The 18,141-nt window shown below is 66.9% G+C and carries 15 protein-coding genes and 1 tRNA gene; 12 read left to right on the forward strand and 4 right to left on the reverse strand.

Annotated features, from left to right (window positions below; genetic code table 11):
* Positions 1 to 53 precede the first annotated feature (53 nt).
* The 5 genes from IPM49_05190 (at position 54) to IPM49_05210 (ending at position 5,775) form a co-directional block, all read left to right on the forward strand.
* Positions 54 to 127: transfer RNA gene (locus IPM49_05190), tRNA-Asp, on the forward strand.
* Between the two features lie 43 nt (positions 128 to 170).
* Positions 171 to 2,138 carry a tetratricopeptide repeat protein gene (locus IPM49_05195; protein ID MBK9273922.1) on the forward strand — a complete coding sequence of 656 codons (1,968 nt, stop codon included), beginning with the start codon at positions 171 to 173 and terminating at the stop codon, positions 2,136 to 2,138.
* A gap of 100 nt (positions 2,139 to 2,238) precedes the next feature.
* Positions 2,239 to 3,030: a response regulator transcription factor gene (locus IPM49_05200; GenBank protein MBK9273923.1), complete on the forward strand. Its 792-nt coding sequence runs from the start codon at positions 2,239 to 2,241 to the stop codon at positions 3,028 to 3,030.
* 88 nt (positions 3,031 to 3,118) lie between these two features.
* Positions 3,119 to 4,795, forward strand: coding sequence for a T9SS type A sorting domain-containing protein (locus tag IPM49_05205; protein ID MBK9273924.1), 1,677 nt, complete (start codon positions 3,119 to 3,121; stop codon positions 4,793 to 4,795).
* A gap of 2 nt (positions 4,796 to 4,797) precedes the next feature.
* Positions 4,798 to 5,775, forward strand: a complete 978-nt coding sequence (locus tag IPM49_05210) for a hypothetical protein (GenBank protein MBK9273925.1) — start codon at positions 4,798 to 4,800, stop codon at positions 5,773 to 5,775.
* A gap of 145 nt (positions 5,776 to 5,920) precedes the next feature.
* Here IPM49_05210 and IPM49_05215 read toward each other — a convergent pair whose 3' ends face one another.
* Positions 5,921 to 6,733, reverse strand: a complete 813-nt coding sequence (locus IPM49_05215; protein MBK9273926.1) for a hypothetical protein — start codon at positions 6,731 to 6,733, stop codon at positions 5,921 to 5,923.
* A 149-nt stretch (positions 6,734 to 6,882) separates the two neighbouring features.
* Here IPM49_05215 and IPM49_05220 point away from each other — a divergent pair, with 149 nt between their 5' ends.
* Genes IPM49_05220 through IPM49_05235 form a run of 4 tightly spaced genes read left to right on the forward strand, consistent with a single transcriptional unit; the run spans position 6,883 to position 11,260 of the window.
* A complete protein-coding gene (locus IPM49_05220) occupies positions 6,883 to 7,626 on the forward strand; it encodes an ABC transporter ATP-binding protein (protein ID MBK9273927.1) in 744 nt (247 codons plus the stop codon).
* Positions 7,616 to 8,860 carry an ABC transporter permease gene (locus IPM49_05225; GenBank protein MBK9273928.1) on the forward strand — a complete coding sequence of 415 codons (1,245 nt, stop codon included), beginning with the start codon at positions 7,616 to 7,618 and terminating at the stop codon, positions 8,858 to 8,860. The genes IPM49_05220 and IPM49_05225 overlap by 11 nt, the downstream gene beginning before the upstream one ends.
* Before the next feature lie 3 nt (positions 8,861 to 8,863).
* A complete protein-coding gene (locus tag IPM49_05230) occupies positions 8,864 to 10,111 on the forward strand; it encodes an ABC transporter permease (GenBank protein ID MBK9273929.1) in 1,248 nt (415 codons plus the stop codon).
* Between the two features lie 36 nt (positions 10,112 to 10,147).
* On the forward strand, positions 10,148 to 11,260 hold the full coding sequence (locus tag IPM49_05235) for an efflux RND transporter periplasmic adaptor subunit (protein ID MBK9273930.1): 1,113 nt from the start codon (positions 10,148 to 10,150) through the stop codon (positions 11,258 to 11,260).
* A gap of 4 nt (positions 11,261 to 11,264) precedes the next feature.
* On the opposite strand, the gene IPM49_05240 is transcribed toward IPM49_05235, so the two are convergent.
* Positions 11,265 to 12,278 carry a hypothetical protein gene (locus tag IPM49_05240; protein ID MBK9273931.1) on the reverse strand — a complete coding sequence of 338 codons (1,014 nt, stop codon included), beginning with the start codon at positions 12,276 to 12,278 and terminating at the stop codon, positions 11,265 to 11,267.
* A gap of 98 nt (positions 12,279 to 12,376) precedes the next feature.
* Between IPM49_05240 and IPM49_05245 the strand changes: the two genes are divergently transcribed.
* Positions 12,377 to 13,882: a serine hydrolase gene (locus IPM49_05245; GenBank protein MBK9273932.1), complete on the forward strand. Its 1,506-nt coding sequence runs from the start codon at positions 12,377 to 12,379 to the stop codon at positions 13,880 to 13,882.
* A gap of 48 nt (positions 13,883 to 13,930) precedes the next feature.
* Here the strand turns inward: IPM49_05245 and IPM49_05250 are convergent, their stop codons facing one another.
* Both IPM49_05250 and IPM49_05255 read right to left on the reverse strand, forming a co-directional pair.
* Complete coding sequence (locus IPM49_05250) at positions 13,931 to 15,007, reverse strand: tail fiber domain-containing protein (protein MBK9273933.1); 1,077 nt, start codon at positions 15,005 to 15,007, stop codon at positions 13,931 to 13,933.
* 31 nt (positions 15,008 to 15,038) lie between these two features.
* Positions 15,039 to 15,986 (reverse strand): hypothetical protein, encoded by a 948-nt coding sequence (locus IPM49_05255; protein MBK9273934.1) that lies wholly within the window; start codon positions 15,984 to 15,986, stop codon positions 15,039 to 15,041.
* 106 nt (positions 15,987 to 16,092) lie between these two features.
* Between IPM49_05255 and IPM49_05260 the strand changes: the two genes are divergently transcribed.
* Entirely contained in the window at positions 16,093 to 17,433 is a 1,341-nt protein-coding gene (locus IPM49_05260; protein MBK9273935.1) for a hypothetical protein, read from the forward strand.
* Positions 17,433 to 18,134 (forward strand): 16S rRNA (uracil(1498)-N(3))-methyltransferase, encoded by a 702-nt coding sequence (locus IPM49_05265; protein ID MBK9273936.1) that lies wholly within the window; start codon positions 17,433 to 17,435, stop codon positions 18,132 to 18,134. Before IPM49_05260 ends, IPM49_05265 begins: the two co-directional genes overlap by 1 nt.
* The last annotated feature ends 7 nt before the right edge of the window (positions 18,135 to 18,141 follow it).

Genomic DNA, 18,141 nt, shown 5'->3' on the forward strand with positions numbered 1-18,141 from the left:
AGTCGGCGAGGGGAACTACATTTGCACCCGCTTCACCGCAAGGCGAAGCCAACGGACCGGTAGTTCAGCTGGTTAGAATGCCGCCCTGTCACGGCGGAGGTCGCGGGTTCGAGTCCCGTCCGGTCCGCAGCAAGGAGCCATCTTCGGATGGCTCTTTCGCTTTCCAGGCCATGCGCGCCCTTCTTCCCCTCCTGACGGCCCTGTGCGTCATGCCGGGAGCGTCCGCGCAGGACCCCACGCTGGTGCATGGCCTTCACGCCGAGCTGAAGGCCGCCCCCAACGACACCGCCCGCGCCGATGCCCTGGCCCGCCTCTGCTTCAACCTGATCCGGACGGACCCGGACAGTGCACGCCTGTGCGGCGAGCAGGCCCTGGTGCTGGCCACGCGGATCGGCAACCAGCGCGCCATCGGCGACGCGCACAACAACCTCGGCTGGCTGGAGGCCGAACAGGGTCGCCTGGACAGTGCGGACGCACACCTGGACCGGGCGCTGGCCGTATTCCGCCGCTCCGGCAGGCCCGAACACATCGCGGTGACCTTGAGCAACAAGGGCTGGGTGGCCGAGAAACGTGGGGATCAGGTGGGCGCACTGAACCTCTTCCTCGACGCCTTGAAGCACAGCGAGCAGGCCCGCGACAGCGCGAGCACGTCCATTCTGCTCTATTCCATCGGTGTCGCCTACCGGAAGACCGGCGACCGCGCGCAGGCACTCGACTTCCTGGAACGCTCGGCCGCCATGGAGCGGGCGCTCGGCCGCACAAGCAAGCAGGCGCATTGCGCCGTGGCCATCGGCAACACCCACCGCGAGGGCGGCGACACCCTGCAGGCCTTGAAGCAGATGGAGGAGGCCGCCGCCCTCTACGCCACCCTCGGCGACCAACAGGGCCTGGGCATCGCGGCCGAGAACACCGGCGACCTGCTGGCCCCGCGGGACCCGGCCACGGCACTGGAAGCCTACGAGCGCGCACGAGCCCATTACGACACGTTGCACAGCACGACGGACCTGGCCTACGTGCTGCGCAGCTTGGGTGCACTGCACCTGCGCATGGGGCAGGTGCGCGAGGCGGAGGAGGCCCTGCTGGAGGGAGAGGCCCTCGCGCAAGGCACGGGTGATGCCGAACTGCGCATGAACTACGCCTTGAGCCTGGCCGAACTGGCGCGGGAGCAGGGGGATGCTGGGGCCGTCCTCGCCCACATGCAGCACTACCTGGCCCTGAAGGACAGCCTGCAGGGGGCGGACACCCAGCGCGAGCTCGCCCGGCTGCGCACGGCATTCGACAGCGAACGCAAGGAGAAGGACAACGCCCTGCTGCGCGCCCAGAACAGCGAGCAGGCCGAGCGCATCCGCCGCACCCAGCAGCGCCTCATCGGCATCGCACTGATCGCCGTGCTGGCCCTTACCGCCGCCCTGCTCTTCTTCCGCAACTACAGCCAGAAACGGCGCCATGCCGTCCTGCTGGAACAGCTGAACCGCGAACTGGCCGCCAGCAACCGGGAGATCGGCGAGATCAACGGCCTGTTGGAGATGAAGCTGTTGCGCAGCCAGATGAACCCCCACTTCATCTACAACGGCCTGAACAGTGCCGCCCGCATGACCCAGGCCGGACAACAGGTGGAGGCCCTCGCCTACCTGCAGGGCTTCGCCCGGCTGCTGCGCATGGTGCTGGACCACAGCGTGAACGACCGCGTGACGGTCCAGGAGGAGATGGACTTCCTGCGCCAGTACCTCAAGCTCGAATCCGTTCGGCTCGGCGACCTCTCCTACGCGGTGGAAGCCTCACCGGACCTGCTGGAGGAGGAGGTGGAGATCCCCGCGTTGATCGTGCAGCCCTTCGTGGAGAACGCGGTCTGGCATGGACTGGCCGACAAGCAAGGGGACAGGCGCGTGGAGGTGCGTTTCGCGGCCGTCGGCGACGATGTCGAGTGCACCATCCAGGACAACGGCATCGGCCGCGCCCTGGCCGCGGTCACTGGGAAACGCTCCAAAGGCCACGCCTCCCTGGGCATGCAGCTCACCGACGAACGCTTGAAGCTGCTGGGGCGCAGGTTGAGCGACCAGGAGGCGATCCGCGTCGAGGACCTCCACGACGCGCAGGGCCGTCCTTCCGGAACCCGGGTCACGGTAAGGCTGACCTGAGCCGCCCCCTATGCCCCGCCCGCCGGCTCAAGCGCAGCTGCGGGAACCGGGAGACATGCCCCCTTCGGCCCATGGTGCTTCAGCGCGACCTGCGGCTCTGGTGCGCAGATACCGGGTGCATGGGGCCTTCTATCTTGCGGGCACCAACACCGGCGGGATGATCGGCGCCTTGATCGTGGACGATGACGTCGCCAATCGCGACTATCTGCGTTCATTGCTGACGGCGCATCCCGAGGTGCAAGTGGTCGGCGAAGCCCAGGACATCGCACAGGCCGCCGAGCGCATCAGCGATCGGAAGCCGGACGTGCTCTTCCTGGACGTGGAGATGCCCGGGGGAACGGGCTTCGACCTCCTCCAGCGACTGGGCAGCTGGCCCTTCGAGGTCATCTTCTGCACCGGTTTCCAGCGCTACGCCATCCAGGCCATCCGCTTCAGCGCGCTGGACTACCTGCTGAAACCCGTGCAGCCCGATGAGCTCGCCGAGGCCCTGAGGCGCTACCGGAGCAAACACCCGGATGGCGACCGCGCCACCCTGCAGCGGCAGTTCCTGGAGAACATCCGTCAGCGCGACGAACAGCACCTCAAGCTCACGCTCACCACCGGCGACCGCACCTATTTCGTGGCCCCCGCCGAGCTGAGCCACTGCACCGCGGACGACAATTACACCCAGCTGCACACCGTGGACGGACGGCGCTATGTGAGCGCGCGGACCTTGAAGGACTATGAGGACATGCTGGCCCCCTTGGGGTTCCTGCGCGTGCACCGAAGCGCGTTGGTCAACAAGGCGCAGATCGATCATGTGGACGCCGGCCATGTGGTCTTGAGGAGCGATGTGCGCGTGGAGGTCAGCCGCAGGAAGAAGGAGGAGGTGATGAAGGCGCTGGCCGGTTGAGCCGCTCGCTCAGGGCGACGACCGCTCCCTCGGAGGCGCTTTCCTGCGGATGCCGGCGGCCGTTAGTTCGGGGCACGAACCTCGAACCATGCGCCTCTTCACGATCTCCCTCGCCACCCTCCTTGCCGTCGGTCTCCACGCCCAATGGCCCACGGACCCCAACGCCCCGTTGGTGGTCTGCGATGATGCCAGCAACCAGACCGACCTGCGGTTGGTGGCCGACGGCGTGGGCGGCTGGTACGTGCTCTGGCGCGACAACCGGCTGGCCAACGACCGGTACGCCGTCTTCGGACAGCGGCTCGATGCGCAGGGCAACCTGCTGTGGGAGCCCGAAGGCCGCCTCATTCAGGAGGTGACCGGCCGCAGCATCAACATGATCGGGGTGAACCGCATGAGCGACAACAAGCTCTTCCTGGCCTACATCAGCGGGGCCGGTACCAGTGGTGCCGACACCGTGCGTGCCATGGCGTACGACAGCGAGGCGGTGCCGGCCTGGTCCCAGCCCACCCTGCTCGCCTATCCGGGCCCCTTGCCCGGCGGCGGCACCTCCGGCGGCAACTACTACCCGCGGGTGGTGCCTGTGCTCAATGGCGTCTTCGTGGGCTGGGGGGCGAACCCCATCGGCGCCGCGGATTATGTGCATATCGCCCGGATCCTGAACGACGGCACCAATGTGATGCCGGAGCAGGGCGTGGAGGTGGCCAGCTTGAACAACTCCATTGTGACCGGGCCGTGGACCATGCGGCATGACCTTGCCGGCGGGCTGTTGTTGGAGGAACGCTGGGGGAACGGAGCGGGAGCGCCGCTTCGCGCCATGCGCGTGGACAGCATGGGCGTGGAGCTATGGCCCGCGCTGCTGGAGGTCAGCGCCAACAGCCCCGGATTGGGCTATGAATGGAGCACAGCCGTGGCCCCCAATGCGCGCGTCAACTCCGTGTGGGGATATGGGGCCGACCTGCGCATGGGCATCTATGATACCACCGGCGTGCTCTTCAACACCGCGGCGTCGATCCCGGTGTGCCTGCAGGCCGACGTGCAGGAGAACCCCTTTGTGGTGCAGTCGGCCACAGGGACCACGGTGTTCTGGGCGGACAACCGCAGTTCGGCGGGCACCGGCCGGCAGGTGTTCATGCAGCGCTTCGATGCCACCGGCACCCCGTTGCTGGCCACCGATGGCGTGCTGGCCATGCAGTGCGACGGCAACCTGAACGGCTTCCCCCGTGCGATCGCCGCGGAGGACAGCACCCACATCGTGGCCCTCTTCACCTCGGCGAACCTCCAGGGAGGAACGGCCGGGTTCCGGGTGGGGCGGATAACGGCCGGCGGCACCAACCTGTGGAGCGACACCACGCGCTTCTGCACGCCGGCGCTCGGCCCCAACGGCGGCACCGACTTCGGCATGACGAGCGACGGCGACGGCGGGGTGATGGCCGTGTGGTTCAACGGGGCCAACGATGCCATCTATGCGGCGCGTCTGGACCGCAACGGGCGCATGGGCGACTTCACGAGCGTGCCGGAGCTGGACCGCGACGAGCTGCGCGTGCATCCCAACCCGGCCACCGATCGCATCACCTTCACCAAGGACCCGTCCGATCGGCCTGCTGAGCTGCGGCTTTTCGACACCCAGGGTCGGCTCGCGCGAACGGCCATCTCCCCGGACGGCTCCCTGGACATCCATGACCTGGACAGTGGGCCCTACCTGCTGCAGGTCCGCACCAAGGACGGTGTGCGCACCGCCAGGTTCATCAAAAACCAACTGCCCTGACCATGCGCAGCTCCATTCCCGCCCTGTCGATCATGCTCTTCATCAGCGCCTGCCAGAAGGACGACCCTTCACCGGGCGGCTCCACTGGTGGCGGAACTGGCGGCCCGGGCACGGGTGCCGGGCTCATCAGCAGCTGGTCGCCGCAAAAGCCCTACGTGGATGAGGCCATCACGTTCGTCGGCGGCCCCTTCCCCACCGCACCGAACGCGATCACGATCACCTCCAATGGGCTGCCCTTGGAGATCATCGGCAATACCGGAACGGAGCTGGTGGTGCAGGCACCCGCAGGCACCGAGGACGACATGGTGGTCTGGTATTCCACGGTCCTGATCGCTACGGCCACCGATACGGCGGAGATCTACCCCTTCTTCTGGAAGAAGCGCATGGACGTCACCTTCTTCGCGGACAACCTGGACGAGACCTTGAACGGACAGCCGGCGCGTGCAGGAGATTCGTTGCGCTTCAACGGATCCGGGTTCACGACCTCGGGCATGACCGTATCGATCAACGGCCAGCCCATCACCACGCCGGTCGGCGTCGACTCCTCCTTCTGGTGCAACTTGCGGTTCAGGGTGCCGCTCAGCCTGGCCTCGGGCAACGATGAATCCGTGGTGACCCCGGCCTTGCTTACCGCCACCAATGCGGATGGCCGCACGGATACACTGACGTTCACCTTCGCACCCACACCGCGGATGGACCTGTACGAGATCATCCTTTTGGGCGGTGGGTACACCTTCGATATCTCGGACATGAGCAGCGGCGCCCAGGTGCTCAACTTCGAGGTGCGCGGCCGCCATCTCCGATCCGATGTGAACTGGAGCCTGCAGGGGCCAAGTCCGGCGAGCGGCACGCTGGGCGTAGGCGGCTATCCGAGCACGGCAGCGCTCACCGTGGATCCGGCGTCCATGGCGCCCGGAACCTACACGCTCTCCGTGGGCGGGTTCTTCGGCGTCCACATCGGATTCGCGCTGGTCCCTTGATCGGTTCGCCGATCTCCTCAAGGGCAGCCGTCCGCCCGGACCATCGGGATGGTGACGGCGGCCGGACCGGGCCTGGTCGGCCGTCCTGGACCGGTGCACCCGGGCCGAAGCGGCATCGGCCCATGCATGCTCCGGCAGAGTCCCGCTAGCGGTTCTTCCCCTCGGTAAGCCCCGGGTCGATGGTGAAGTCCACGGTACCGATGGTGAGCGGCTTGGGCGTCACCTCGCGGAAGGCATCGTTCCACACCAGCTTCATGTTGGCGAACTGCATGTCCACGATCTTGCCCGGGATCTCGCCCCACACGGTGAAGGCATCGTCCTCGCCCTTCTGCAGGATCACCTCCTTGCTCTTGCTGCTGGCGTTGGCGAACTCCTGTCCCGACTCGATGCGGAGCGCCGTACGGCTGGGATCCACCAGGGCGACCTTGTCGCCGCGGTACACCACCTTGAACTTGGCGGCGGTCTTGGCGGTCTCCTTGTCCAGGTTCACCAAGTTCACCTCGAAGTTGCCCACCGTGAAGGCGTTCTTGCTGGGCGGGATGTCGAAGTCGGGCACGCTGACCTTGCCCTCGGAGCGCGACACGCGGCTGGCACCGCCGAACTTCACGCTGAAGGCGTCGTGGTGCATGTTGCCGCCGGTGACCTCCAGGGTGCGATTGATGTGGTCGTTGGGCCGGATCACGAAGTCGCGGTCCTTGGGCGTGTAGGTGGCACCGCCCACGGTGAACACGATCTCGGACGCCTTGATCATCAGGATGTCCGAGGTCTTGTTGGTGAACTCCACCCGCACCTTGCACACGGCGAGCTGGGCCACGGGGTCCTTGAACTCGATGCGGATCGCCTCGTTCTCGATGGGCTCGGGGATGCGGTAGAAGTTCGTGTGCTTCGGATCGGCCTTCTGGGCGAGGAGGGAGAGGGCGGCCATCGAGGCGGCGGCGGCGAGGGAGGTGCGGATCATGGCGGGATGGGTTCGTGCCCGGCGAAAATAGGCCGGTGCGGGCGGATGGCAACCGGTGTGCCAAAGGCGGGAAGCCAACCGCTCCTCCCCGCCCGTGCCGCTCGTGTAGGTGCCCCCGGTGCCGGTGGCCGTTCCGGTACTTTCGGGGCATGATCGTCCTGAAGGACATCCGCAAGGCGTACCGCACCGGGGCCAACATCCTGCAGGTGTTGAAGGGCATCGACCTGGAGATCCGCAGCGGCGAACTGGTGAGCATCATGGGCAGCTCCGGCTCCGGCAAGAGCACCATGCTGAACATCATCGGCATCCTGGACAATTACGACCACGGCGAGTACCTCCTGGACGGCCTGTTGATCAAGGGCCAGAGCGAGACGGAGAACGCCATCCTGCGCAGCAAGTACATCGGCTTCGTCTTCCAGAGCTTCAACCTGATCACCTTCAAGAACGCCATGGAGAACGTGGCGCTGCCCCTGTATTACCAGGGTGTGCCGCGCCGCCGGCGCAACGAGCTGGCCCTGGAGATGCTGGGGCGCGTGGGCCTGCGCGAATGGGCGCACCACATGCCCAATGAACTGAGCGGCGGACAGAAGCAGCGGGTGGCCATCGCCCGGGCGTTGATCAGCGACCCCAAGATCATCCTGGCCGACGAGCCCACGGGTGCGCTGGACAGCAGGACCAGCGAGGAGGTGATGGCCCTGCTCACCGAGGTGAACCGCGACCTGGGCAAGACGGTGGTGATCGTGACGCACGAGCGGGACGTGGCCGCGGCCACCCAGCGTGTGATCTACCTCCGCGACGGGCTCATCGAGAACGCCCACCTGGACCCCCGCAGCCTGAGCACCAGCATGGACGGTGTGATCGCCGCACGCAAACCCGCCGGCGATGTTCGATAGGGAGAAGTGGGCCGAGGTGCTGGACAGCATCGGCAAGAACAAGCTCCGCGCGGTGCTCACGGGTTTCGCGGTGTTCTGGGGGATCTTCATGCTGATCATCCTGCTGGGTGCCGGTGCCGGATTGCGCAACGGCTTCAGCTACAACTTCCGCAACACGGCCACCAACAGCATCCGCATCTGGGGCAACGAGACCAGCAAGCCGTGGAAAGGCCTGCCGCCGAACAGGACCATCGAGCTGGAGGACACCGATATCGAGGCCCTGCGGAACGCGATCCCGGGCATCCAGCACATCAGCGGGCAGTACAGCGTGTGGCGCGGGCAGAGCAAGCTGCAGTACGGCATGAACTCGGGCAGCTACAGCATACGCGGCATCCAGCCCGCCCATCAGCATCTTCAGCACCAGCGGATCATCGCCGGGCGCTTCATCAACGAGGTGGACGAGGTGCAGGACCGGAAGGTGATCGTGATCGCGGAGGACTGCCGCACCGAGCTGTTCAAGAAGGAGGACCCGCTGCACAAATGGGTGAACGTGAACGGCATCCCCTTCGAGGTGGTGGGGCTGTACGCCTACGAGACCGGCGGCCCGGAGCGGGGACAGCGCAGTCCGGTCTACATCCCGCTGAGCGCGGCGCAGAAGGTGTTCAACGCCAAGGGCATCGTGGACGACATCACCTTCAGCTTCGCGGACGCCAGCATCACGGGGGCGAAGCGCGCGGAGCAGCGGGCGATCCACACCCTGGCGCGCCGGCACGACTTCGACCCCACGGATGAACGGGCCCTGTGGGTGAACAACAACGTGGAGAACGTGGGCACGATGAGCTCCATCTTCAACGGCATCACCGCCTTCCTGTGGTTCGTGGGCATCGGCTCGCTCATCGCGGGCATCGTGGGGGTCAGCAACATCATGCTCATCGTGGTGAAGGAGCGCACGCGCGAGATCGGCATCCGCAAGGCCCTGGGCGCCACGCCGGCCAATGTGGTGGGCCAGGTGCTGCTGGAGTCCGTCTTCATCACCGGCATGGCGGGCTGGCTGGGCCTGGTGCTCGGCATCTTCCTCATGGAGGGCATCGCCAGCGTGGTGCCGGGCAGCGAGTTCTTCCGCGATCCCACCATCCGCATCGACGTGGCGGTCACCGCCCTCATCGCGCTGATCATCGCCGGTGCCCTGGCGGGTTTCATCCCCGCCCGCCGGGCCGCGGCCATCCGTCCCATCGAAGCCCTGCGAGACGAATAAGCCATGTTCGACAACGACCGCTGGGGCGAGATCTGGAACACGCTGAGCAGGAACAAGCTCCGCAGCTTCCTCACCATGTTCGGTGTGGGCTGGGGCATCTTCATGCTCGTGGTGATGCTGGGCATGGGCAACGGCCTGAAGAACGCCGTGCTCGGCGGCTTCGAGGGCTTCGCCACCAACAGCGCCTTCCTGTGGACCATGCCCACGACCAAGCCGTACGCCGGCTTCCAGAAGGGCCGTTCGTTCACCTTCGACAACGAGGACATCAGCATCATCCGCAACAACGTGCCGGGCATCGCGGTATGCTCGCCCCAGCTGCAGCTGGGCGGCTGGCGCAGCGGCAACAACGTGAGCTACGGCGGCAAGGTGGGCGCCTTCAGCGTGTACGGCAGCGAGCCCGAGGTGATCCAGGTGGAGGCCATCCGCCTGCCGCAGGGCCGCTTCCTCAACCATGCCGACCTGGGCGAGGAGCGAAAGGTGGCGGTGATCGGTCAGGACGTGGTGGACCAGCTCTTCAAGCCCGAGGACCCCATCGGCAAGCACATCAAGATCAACGGCGTGTACTTCCAGGTGGTGGGCGTGAGCAAAAAGAAGAGCAGCGCGGAGATGGGCGACAACCCCGACGCCAAGATCTACGTGCCCTTCACCACCTTCCAGAAGGCCTTCAACGCCCTCAACCAGGTGCACTGGTTCACGCTCGTGGCCGAGCCCGGGGTGGACGTGGGCGAGGTGGAGAAACAGGTGCGGCAGCTGATGGCGCGCAAGCACCGCGTGGACCCCACGGATGAGAGCGCCTTCGGCAGCTGGAACATGCAGGAGTTCTATGGCAAGATGAACGGCCTCTTCATCGGCATCGGCGGGCTCAGCTGGTTCGTGGGCATCTGCACGCTGCTGGCGGGGGCCATCGGCATCGGCAACATCATGCTGGTGAGCATCCAGGAGCGCACCAAGGAGATCGGCATCCGCCGCAGCCTCGGGGCCACACCGCGCAACATCACGGGGCAGATCGTGCAGGAGGCCCTCACCCTCACCTTCATCGCCGGCTACTTCGGCCTGCTCGCCGGGGTGGGCGTGCTGGAGGCCATCCGTACGGTGGCCGGTGATGCCGACTTCTTCAAGAACCCGGGCGTCGATCTCTTCGTCGCCCTTGTCGCCTTCGCCGTGCTCATCGCCAGTGGCCTGCTCGCCGGTCTTCTGCCCGCCCGCCGCGCCCTGGCCATCAAGGCGGTGGACGCATTGAGAGCCGAGTAAGCGCACGAACACCCTCGCCCCGACCGATCACCGACCATGAGAACGATCCTCAAGTACCTCCTCTTCATCGGACTGGCCGTCCTCTTCGTCTGGACGCTCTACTTCCTTTATCAGAAAAGCGCCAGCCGCCCGGACGAGTTCAAGGTGGAGAAGCTCACGCGCAACAACGTGGTGAAGAAGACCGTGGCCAACGGCAAGATCGTGCCGCGCAAGGAGATCCTGATCAAGCCCGTGGTGAGCGGCATCATCGCGGAGCTCTACGTGGAGGCCGGGGATGAGGTGAAGCGCGACCAGCCGCTGGCCAAGATCAAGATCGTCCCCGACATGCTGAGCCTGAGCAACGCCGAGAACCGCGTGCGCAACGCCGAGATCGCCCAGCAGAACGCCCGCCTCAACTACGACCGCAACAAACCCCTCGCCGACAAGGGCGTGATCAGCGCGGCCGAGATGCAGAGCTTCGACGTCGCCCTGAAGAACGCCGACCAGGAGGTGGCCGCGGCGAAGGAAGCGCTGCAGGTGGTGCGCGACGGCATCAGCCGCAGCAGCGCCGGCAACACCATCGTGCGCAGCACCATCGACGGCATGGTGCTCGACGTGCCCGTGAAGGAGGGCAACAGCGTGATCGAGCGCAACAACTTCAACGAGGGCACCACCATCGCCGCCATCGCCGACATGGGCGACCTGATCTTCCAGGGCAAGGTGGACGAGAGCGAAGTGGGCAAAGTGAAGTTGGGCATGCCCGTGGTGCTCACCGTGGGCGCCATCGAGAACGCCCGGTGGGACGCCGACCTGGAGTACATCGCCCCCAAGGGCGTGGAGGAGAACGGTGCCATCCAGTTCGAGATCCGCGCGGCCGTGAAGCTCAAGGACGGGCAGACCCTGCGCAGCGGGTACAGCGCGAACGCCGACATCGTTCTCGAGCAGCGGGACAGCGTGTACACCGTGCCGGAGAGCATCGTGGAGTTCAACGACAAGGGCGACAGCGCCTTCGTGCAGGTCAGGAGCGGAGAGGAATGGAAGAAGACCTACATCCGCACCGGCCTCAGCGACGGCATCAACCTCGAGGTCCTGGAGGGCGTGGGCCCCGACACCGAGCTGAAAGGCGCCAAGGTCGAGGACGCGGAGGGCGTGTCGGTCTCCGTGAACTGAGCGTTCACGGCTGGGGCAGCGCCTTCACGTGGGCGCGGAACGCCACGCCGTTCACCGTGCCTTCCGTGTCGTCCGCGTTCAGCTTCACCCCCTTCACGTCGTAGAAAAGACCGTGGGGAGAGATGGCCTTCACGCCCATCTCCCGCCCGTCCGGGGCCAGCGCCTTGATGTCGAACACGTTGCCGAGGCGGCGCACGGCCATCACCGCCAGACGTGTGCCATCAGCGGACACGGCCTTCACATCCAGAAGGGTGCCATCGGGCAGCACGGCCTTCACCGGCATCGGTGACTCCTGCGTGGCCAGCACCTTCACCGGCACCTCCCTGCCGTTCACCAGCGCGCGGATGTCGAGCACGGTGGCGTCCCCATTGGCCAGCAGGGCCTTCACGTCGTGGAGCGTACCGGCCGCATCGATGGCCTTGATGCCGAGCAGGTGCCCATCCGGTTGCACGCACTTCACGTTCCACACGGGATCGTTGTCGTGATCGGTGGGGTGCGGCAGGGCCTTGACATGCGCCTCGATGGCCACACCGTTCGCGCGCTCCTCCTCATCGGAAAGCTCCAGACCCTTCACGTCGCGCATGCGGCCGTCCGGTGCGATGGCTTTCACCGCGAAGAGCGCACGGTCCTCGCCGATGGCCTTGATGTGGACCAGGTGCCCTGCTCGCGCCACGCCTTTCACATCCAGGCGGCGACCGTCGGGCCCGATGGCCTTCACGTCCAGCACGTCGCCCTTCGCAGTGATCGCCTTCACGGGCCGCATCGCCTCATCGCCCGCAATGACCTTCACCGGTAGGAACGCGCCGTTGTCCATCGCCTTCACGTCCATCACATGCGTATCGTCCTCTTCGAGGGCCTTCACGTCCAACACGCGACCCGATCGGTCGAAGGCCTTCACATCCAACGTGGTCCCGTTGGGCAGCACGGCCTTGATGTTCCAAATGACCGGGCCGGTCTGCGCGGTGGCCCAGAGGGGCAGCACGAGCGCCCAGGCGGCGAACACATGGAGGATGCGCATGGGATGGCTTTTCCCGAAGGTAGGTGAACGCCGCGGACCCGTGCACCGGCGGCCCCGCTGGGGGTGGTTGGAACGGCCGGAAGCCATAGACTTGTGCGATGCACCGAGCACCGACCCGCCGCGCCCTGGTGGCCGCCTTCACCCTGGGCACCGTACTGGCCAGCGCCCAACCCGACCTCGCCGCGTTGGACGCCTACCTCGCCGATGCCGTGAAGCGGTTCGACCAGCCCGGTCTGGCCGTGGGCGTGGTGAAGGACGGTGAGCTGGTGTGGAGCAAGGGCTACGGCAAGCTCGACCTGGCCAAGGCCGATCCGGTGACGCCCAACAGCATCTTCTACCTGGCCAGCATCAGCAAGGCCTTCACCGCCTGCGCCGTGGGCCTGCTGGTGGACGAGGGCAAGGTGGACTGGAATGACCCGGTGGTGAAGCACCTGCCCTGGTTCCGCACGCCGGACGCCTATGTGACCGAGCACATGCTGGTGAAGGACCTGCTGTGCCATCGCAGTGGATGGATCACCTTCGATGGCGACCTGCTGTGGTACGGCACCGATTACGACCAGCGCCAGATCCTGGAGCGCCATGCGCACGAGCCCTTCACGCACCCCTTCCGCGATGCGTTCGGTTACAGCAACCTGATGTTCATCGCGGCGGCGCAGCTCATCGAGTCGGTGAGCGGCATGACCTGGGACGCGTTCCTGACCACGCGGATCATCGGGCCGCTGGGCATGACGCGGACCGTGGTGGAGACGGCCGATCTCGCCCGCTTCACGGACGTGGCGCTGCCGCACGTGCGCAAGGGACAGGACCCCGCCGCCCCGCAGAAGAGCATGCCCTACCAGCCGCTTCGCGGGGCCGACGGTGCCTGTGGGGTGAACAGCTGTGTGGCGGACCTCGCGAAGTGGGACGCCATGTGGGCCGATGAGGGCAAGGTGAACGGGAAACCGTTCCTGAGCGAGGCCAGCTACCGCACCATCACCAGCAGCCACCTGCCCATGGGCACGGAAGGTGCCGGGCTGGGCTGGTTCCTGGAGGAGTTCAACGGCCATGCGGTGATCACGCACAGCGGCGGCATGCCCGGCTTCATCCTGAACCACGCGGTGGTGCCCGACCAGGACCTGGCGGTGATCGCCCTGGGCAACGGGGAGAGCTACAGCGTGTTCGCCGCCACGCAGAAGCTGCTCGACGCCTGGCTGGGCGAGGGCAAGGCGGACCCGGTGGGCGACATGCTGCCGCGGATCGCCAAACGGAAGGAGCGCGAAAGCAAGCGCGTCGCCGATCGGATGGCCGCGCGTGTGGCCAAGACCAAGCCCTCGCTCCCGCTCAGCGGCTTCGTGGGTACGTACACGGACAAGATCTACGGAGAGGCCACCATCACCGAGGTGACCGGCGCACTGCAGCTCACCTTCCAGCCGGCGAAGGACCTGTTGACCGGAGCGCTGGCGCACTGGCACTACGACACCTTCCAATGGCAGCACGCGGATCCGTTCCTGGAGCCGGGGTACATCACCTTCACCTTCGACGCGGACCACAAGGTGAGCGGCTTCAAGGTGGACCTGCACAGCCCCGACTTCCACTTTTACAAGTTGGACTTCCGCCGGAAATGAACGGAGGCGGCCGCAGCCGCCTCCATCCAGGTGCCAGATGCGGTCCGATCAGCGCTCGGCCTTCACCGGAGCCGTGCCATGCTCGATGGCCTCGAGCCGCGCCTCGGCGCGCTCCAGGGCACCAAGCATACGGGCCTGTTGATCGCGGAGGGCCTCCACTTCGGCGCGCAGGCCGGCGTTCTCCGCCTTCAGTTCGCGCAGGGCCTCCACGGTCAGCGCCTCGAAGCCGCGGATGGTGAGCCGCTTGTAGCCGTCCACCTCCTCCACCCAGTCCGGCAGCACCTGCTCCACCTCCTGGGCGATGAAGCCGATGCGGGTACCGGGCAGCTCTTGGATGGCGGCGGGGTCCTTGTACTCGAAGGTGACGCCGCGCAGGCCCAACAGGGTGTTGAGCGAACCGGTGAGCGGCGCCACGTTCTTCTTGAGCCGGAGGTCCGAGCTGGTGGACCAGCTGCCACCGCCCGGTTTGGCCGCGCTGCCGTTCACCAGCAGAAGGAAGGCCCCCGGCGAGGTGGTGCCGATGCCCACGTTGCCCTGAACGAGGAGCCCGTTCGCAGGTGCCGTGTTGGTGCCCGAATACGCCGCACCGATCACCGCCGATCCTTCCACATCGAGCTTGTTCACGGGGTTGTCCACCCCGACACCGAAGCGATAGTCAGGATGCACGTACACGTCGTTGAACAGGTCGACCACCAAGGCGCTGTCCATCATCGTTCTGGAATAGCGCGAGATGATGGAATAGGGAGTTGCGCTGATCGTGGAGGGCGGAAGGGCGGTGAAGCTCGTTCCTCCCGAAAGGTCGATCTGCACCTCCAACCGGTGCGGGCAGTTGCTGAACCACTCGTACCCCTCGAACGTACCCACCTCAGGAGCGCCCTGGCCCACGCGGAGGTTCACCATCCCGATGTCATCAGTGGTCACCAGATGGGTCTCCCAGTACGTCACCGCACCGATGCACGGCCCCAGACCGAGGCGCAGATTGACAAGCTGGTTGGGGAGGGCGTTGCCGAACGCATCGCGCACCACGGCCTGATAGCTGAACGAACCGTACGGGGTGAAGGGCTGCGCCGAAAGAGCGCCCATCACGGCGACCGCGAAGGCGAGCAAGGTTGAACGGAGGTTCATGATCGTGTGGGGTGTAGGAAGGGTTGGGTGATCAGGGGACGAACGTGGTGCGCGTGGCGGTGGGCACGGTACCACCAACGGTGGTGAGGATCGCATCGCGGTCATTGGCCGACCCGGCATACTTGGTCACGCCGTTGAGGTTCACATCGGTGCCGGCGTACCCGGAGACCGTGGCCGTGGGCACCGCTCCGCCAATGGCCACCAAGATGGGGTCGCGATCATTGGAGCCACCGGCGTACTTCACCTGACCGTTGCCGGTGACATCCCCGGCCCACATCGCACGCACGCCGCCATTGAGCCGTTGCGCGGCCGTGCCGCCAAAGGTGGCCACCGATCCGTTGGTGAAGTTCACCGGCACCGCCAGCGGGCCGAGGCTGATGGTGTTGGCCGACATGATCGCGAGGTGGTTGCGATGGCGCACCACGAGGTAGTAGAAGTCAGGCACCGCCACGAACGAGATCGGGGTCACTCCGTCCGGCGCCACCACATCCCCATCGCGCTGCACCAGGCCCACGGCCGTGGCCTTCACCACCGTGTTGTCGCCGGCCGCGCGCAGCTCCAGGAAGACCCAGTCGACGATGGCGTTGTTGCCGGTGATGCCCAGCACGTTCGGGCTCACGGTCTCGAAGCCCGAACCGATGTGCGTGTAGCCCAGGCCCGTGTACGGCTCCGTCAGCGGGAAGCCCGGCAGGGTGCGCAGGTTGTCGTTCATCAGCCCGGACACGAGCGGGCCGTCGAGGAAGACCTTGGGCAGGACGCCCACCCGTTCCGGGTCAGGCTGGTGAAAGCCCTGGGTGAGCACCGTGTTCGGCCAGCCCGCAGGTCCGATCACGGGTTGAGCAAAGGTGGACTTCAGCGTGCCGCCGTTGGGAAGCGCGTTGGTGGCCCCGCCGCCTGCGATCACCTGGGGCCTGACGGATTGCGCGCTGAGGCCGACCACAAGAAGACATCCGGATAGGCTGAGGAGGAGACCACGCATGGCGTTCGATTGGGTGTGGAAAGCTAGGAATTCCGACGAGATGGGCAAGTCGCCGGGCGAAGAGGCTGCCCACCCTTTCGCATCTTGCGCATCCTTCCCGTCCCCAGTGCGCCCGCTCCCCTTCCTGCTCCTCATGCTGCTGCTGTGCTGCTGGCACCTGGACCGGGGGCCCAACGACAACACGATGAGCCGCGCCGCCATGGTGGCCGCCCTGGTGGAGCACCACAGCCTGTGCATCGACCCCTACCACACGCACACCCAGGACAAGTCACTGATCGACGGGCGTCACTACAGCGACAAGGCGCCGCTGCCGGCCCTGCTGGTGACGCCGGTCTATGCTGCGGTGGTGGCGGCGGGCCTTGTGTCGCCCGGACCGGACGGGCTGCTGACGCCACAGCTGCTGATGCTCGGCGGGCTGCTCTGCGGCAGCCTTCCGCTGGCGCTGATCATCACCCTGTGCTGGATGCGGCTCCGGCGCCAGGCAACAGCGCCCTCCCCCGCCCTGCTGGCCACCCTGCCCTTCCTCGGCTCCTTCCTGTTCGTGTACAGCGGCAGCTTCAACGCCCACCTGCTCGGCACGCTCTTCGCTTTGCTGGCGCTGATGGCGGTGGAGGACGGTCGTCCGCTGCAGGCCGGCCTGTGGACCGGGTGCGCGGTGCTGTGCGAATACCCGCTGGCGGTGCTGGCCGTGTGGTGGGTGCTGCGTCCCCTGTGGGGCGATGGCCCGTGGCCCGCACGGTTCCGCTCCAGCCTGCGCTTCATCGCCGGTGGGCTGCCCGCGGTGGCGCTGCTGCTGCTCTACAACACCTTCCTCACCGGCTCCCCGTTCAGCATCGGCTACGAGCACGAGGCGCACTACACGTTCATGCACGACAGCTATGGACTGGCCCTGCCCTCGCTGACCGCGCTGTGGGGGCTCACCTTCAGCGGGTACCGCGGCCTCTTCGTGTACATGCCGGTGCTGCTGGTGGGGCTCTTGGCGTGGGCCCTCAGCGTGCGGCGCGACCGCTCCTGGCGGTACGACCCGGTGCTCCCCGCCCTGCTCGCCCTGCTGCTGGTGATCGCCAGCTACCGCATGTGGTGGGGCGGCTGGGCCCTGGGACCGCGGCATCTCAGCGCGGCGGCCGTGCTGCTCGCCTGGCGCTGGATGCCGCTGGTGGCCGAGCACCGCTGGCTGCGCGGGCCGGTGGCCCTCACCGGTGCGTTCGGCCTGCTCGTCGCCGTGGCCGCCAAGTGCACCGTGTGGTACTCCTTCCCCACCGAGGTGAAGCACCCGCTGCGCGATCGGCTGTGGCCCGCGCTGCAGGAAGGCGCGTGGACGGACATGCAGGTCCCCGTGTCCTTCGGTCTGTCCCCCGCCGGCTCGTCCGCGCTGTTCGGGGTGACGCTCATCACCGCGCTGGCCTTCCTTTGGTGGCGCGAACGCACCCGCCCCCACCTGCCCTGATGCACCGCTTCCACTGCACCGGCCTTCACGCCGCCGAGGTCGCCCTGCCCGAGGAGGAGGCCGCGCATGCGTTGCGCGTGCTGCGCCTGCGCGACGGCGATGCCGTGGAGCTGGTGGATGGCGCCGGACTGGAGGCGGACGGGATCCTACGCCTCATCGGGCGACAAGAGGTTCACGTGCGCATCGGCGATCGACGCACACATCCTCCGCCGCCCACCACGCTCCACTTGGCCGTGGCCCCCACCAAGCAGGCTGAGCGCTTCGAGTGGTTCGTGGAGAAGGCCGTGGAGGTGGGCGTGGAGCGCATCACACCGCTGGCCACCGCGCGCACCGAACGCGGGCACCTGCGCATGGACCGGCTGCGGCGCGTGGCGGTGAGCGCCATGAAGCAGAGCCGCCGCGCGTGGCTGCCGCGCATCGACGACCTGACGACGCTGGACGCATTGCTTCAGCAGGCACCGCAGGGCCAACGCTTCGTGGCCCACGCCTTCGGCGACCCCGCCCCCCTGATGAACGTCTTCGCACCGGCGGAGGACGCGCTGGTGCTGGTAGGCCCGGAGGGTGACTGGACCGAGGCGGAGCTGCGGATGCTGCTGGACGCCGGGTTACGGACGGTGGGCTTGGGCGCCGCCCGCCTGCGCACCGAAACGGCCGCCCTGGCCGCCTGCACCTGGATGAGCCTGGCGCGTCAGCGGCGGTAACTTGCGC

This window comes from Flavobacteriales bacterium, from assembly GCA_016715895.1.
Lineage (GTDB): Bacteria > Bacteroidota > Bacteroidia > Flavobacteriales_F > PHOS-HE28 > PHOS-HE28.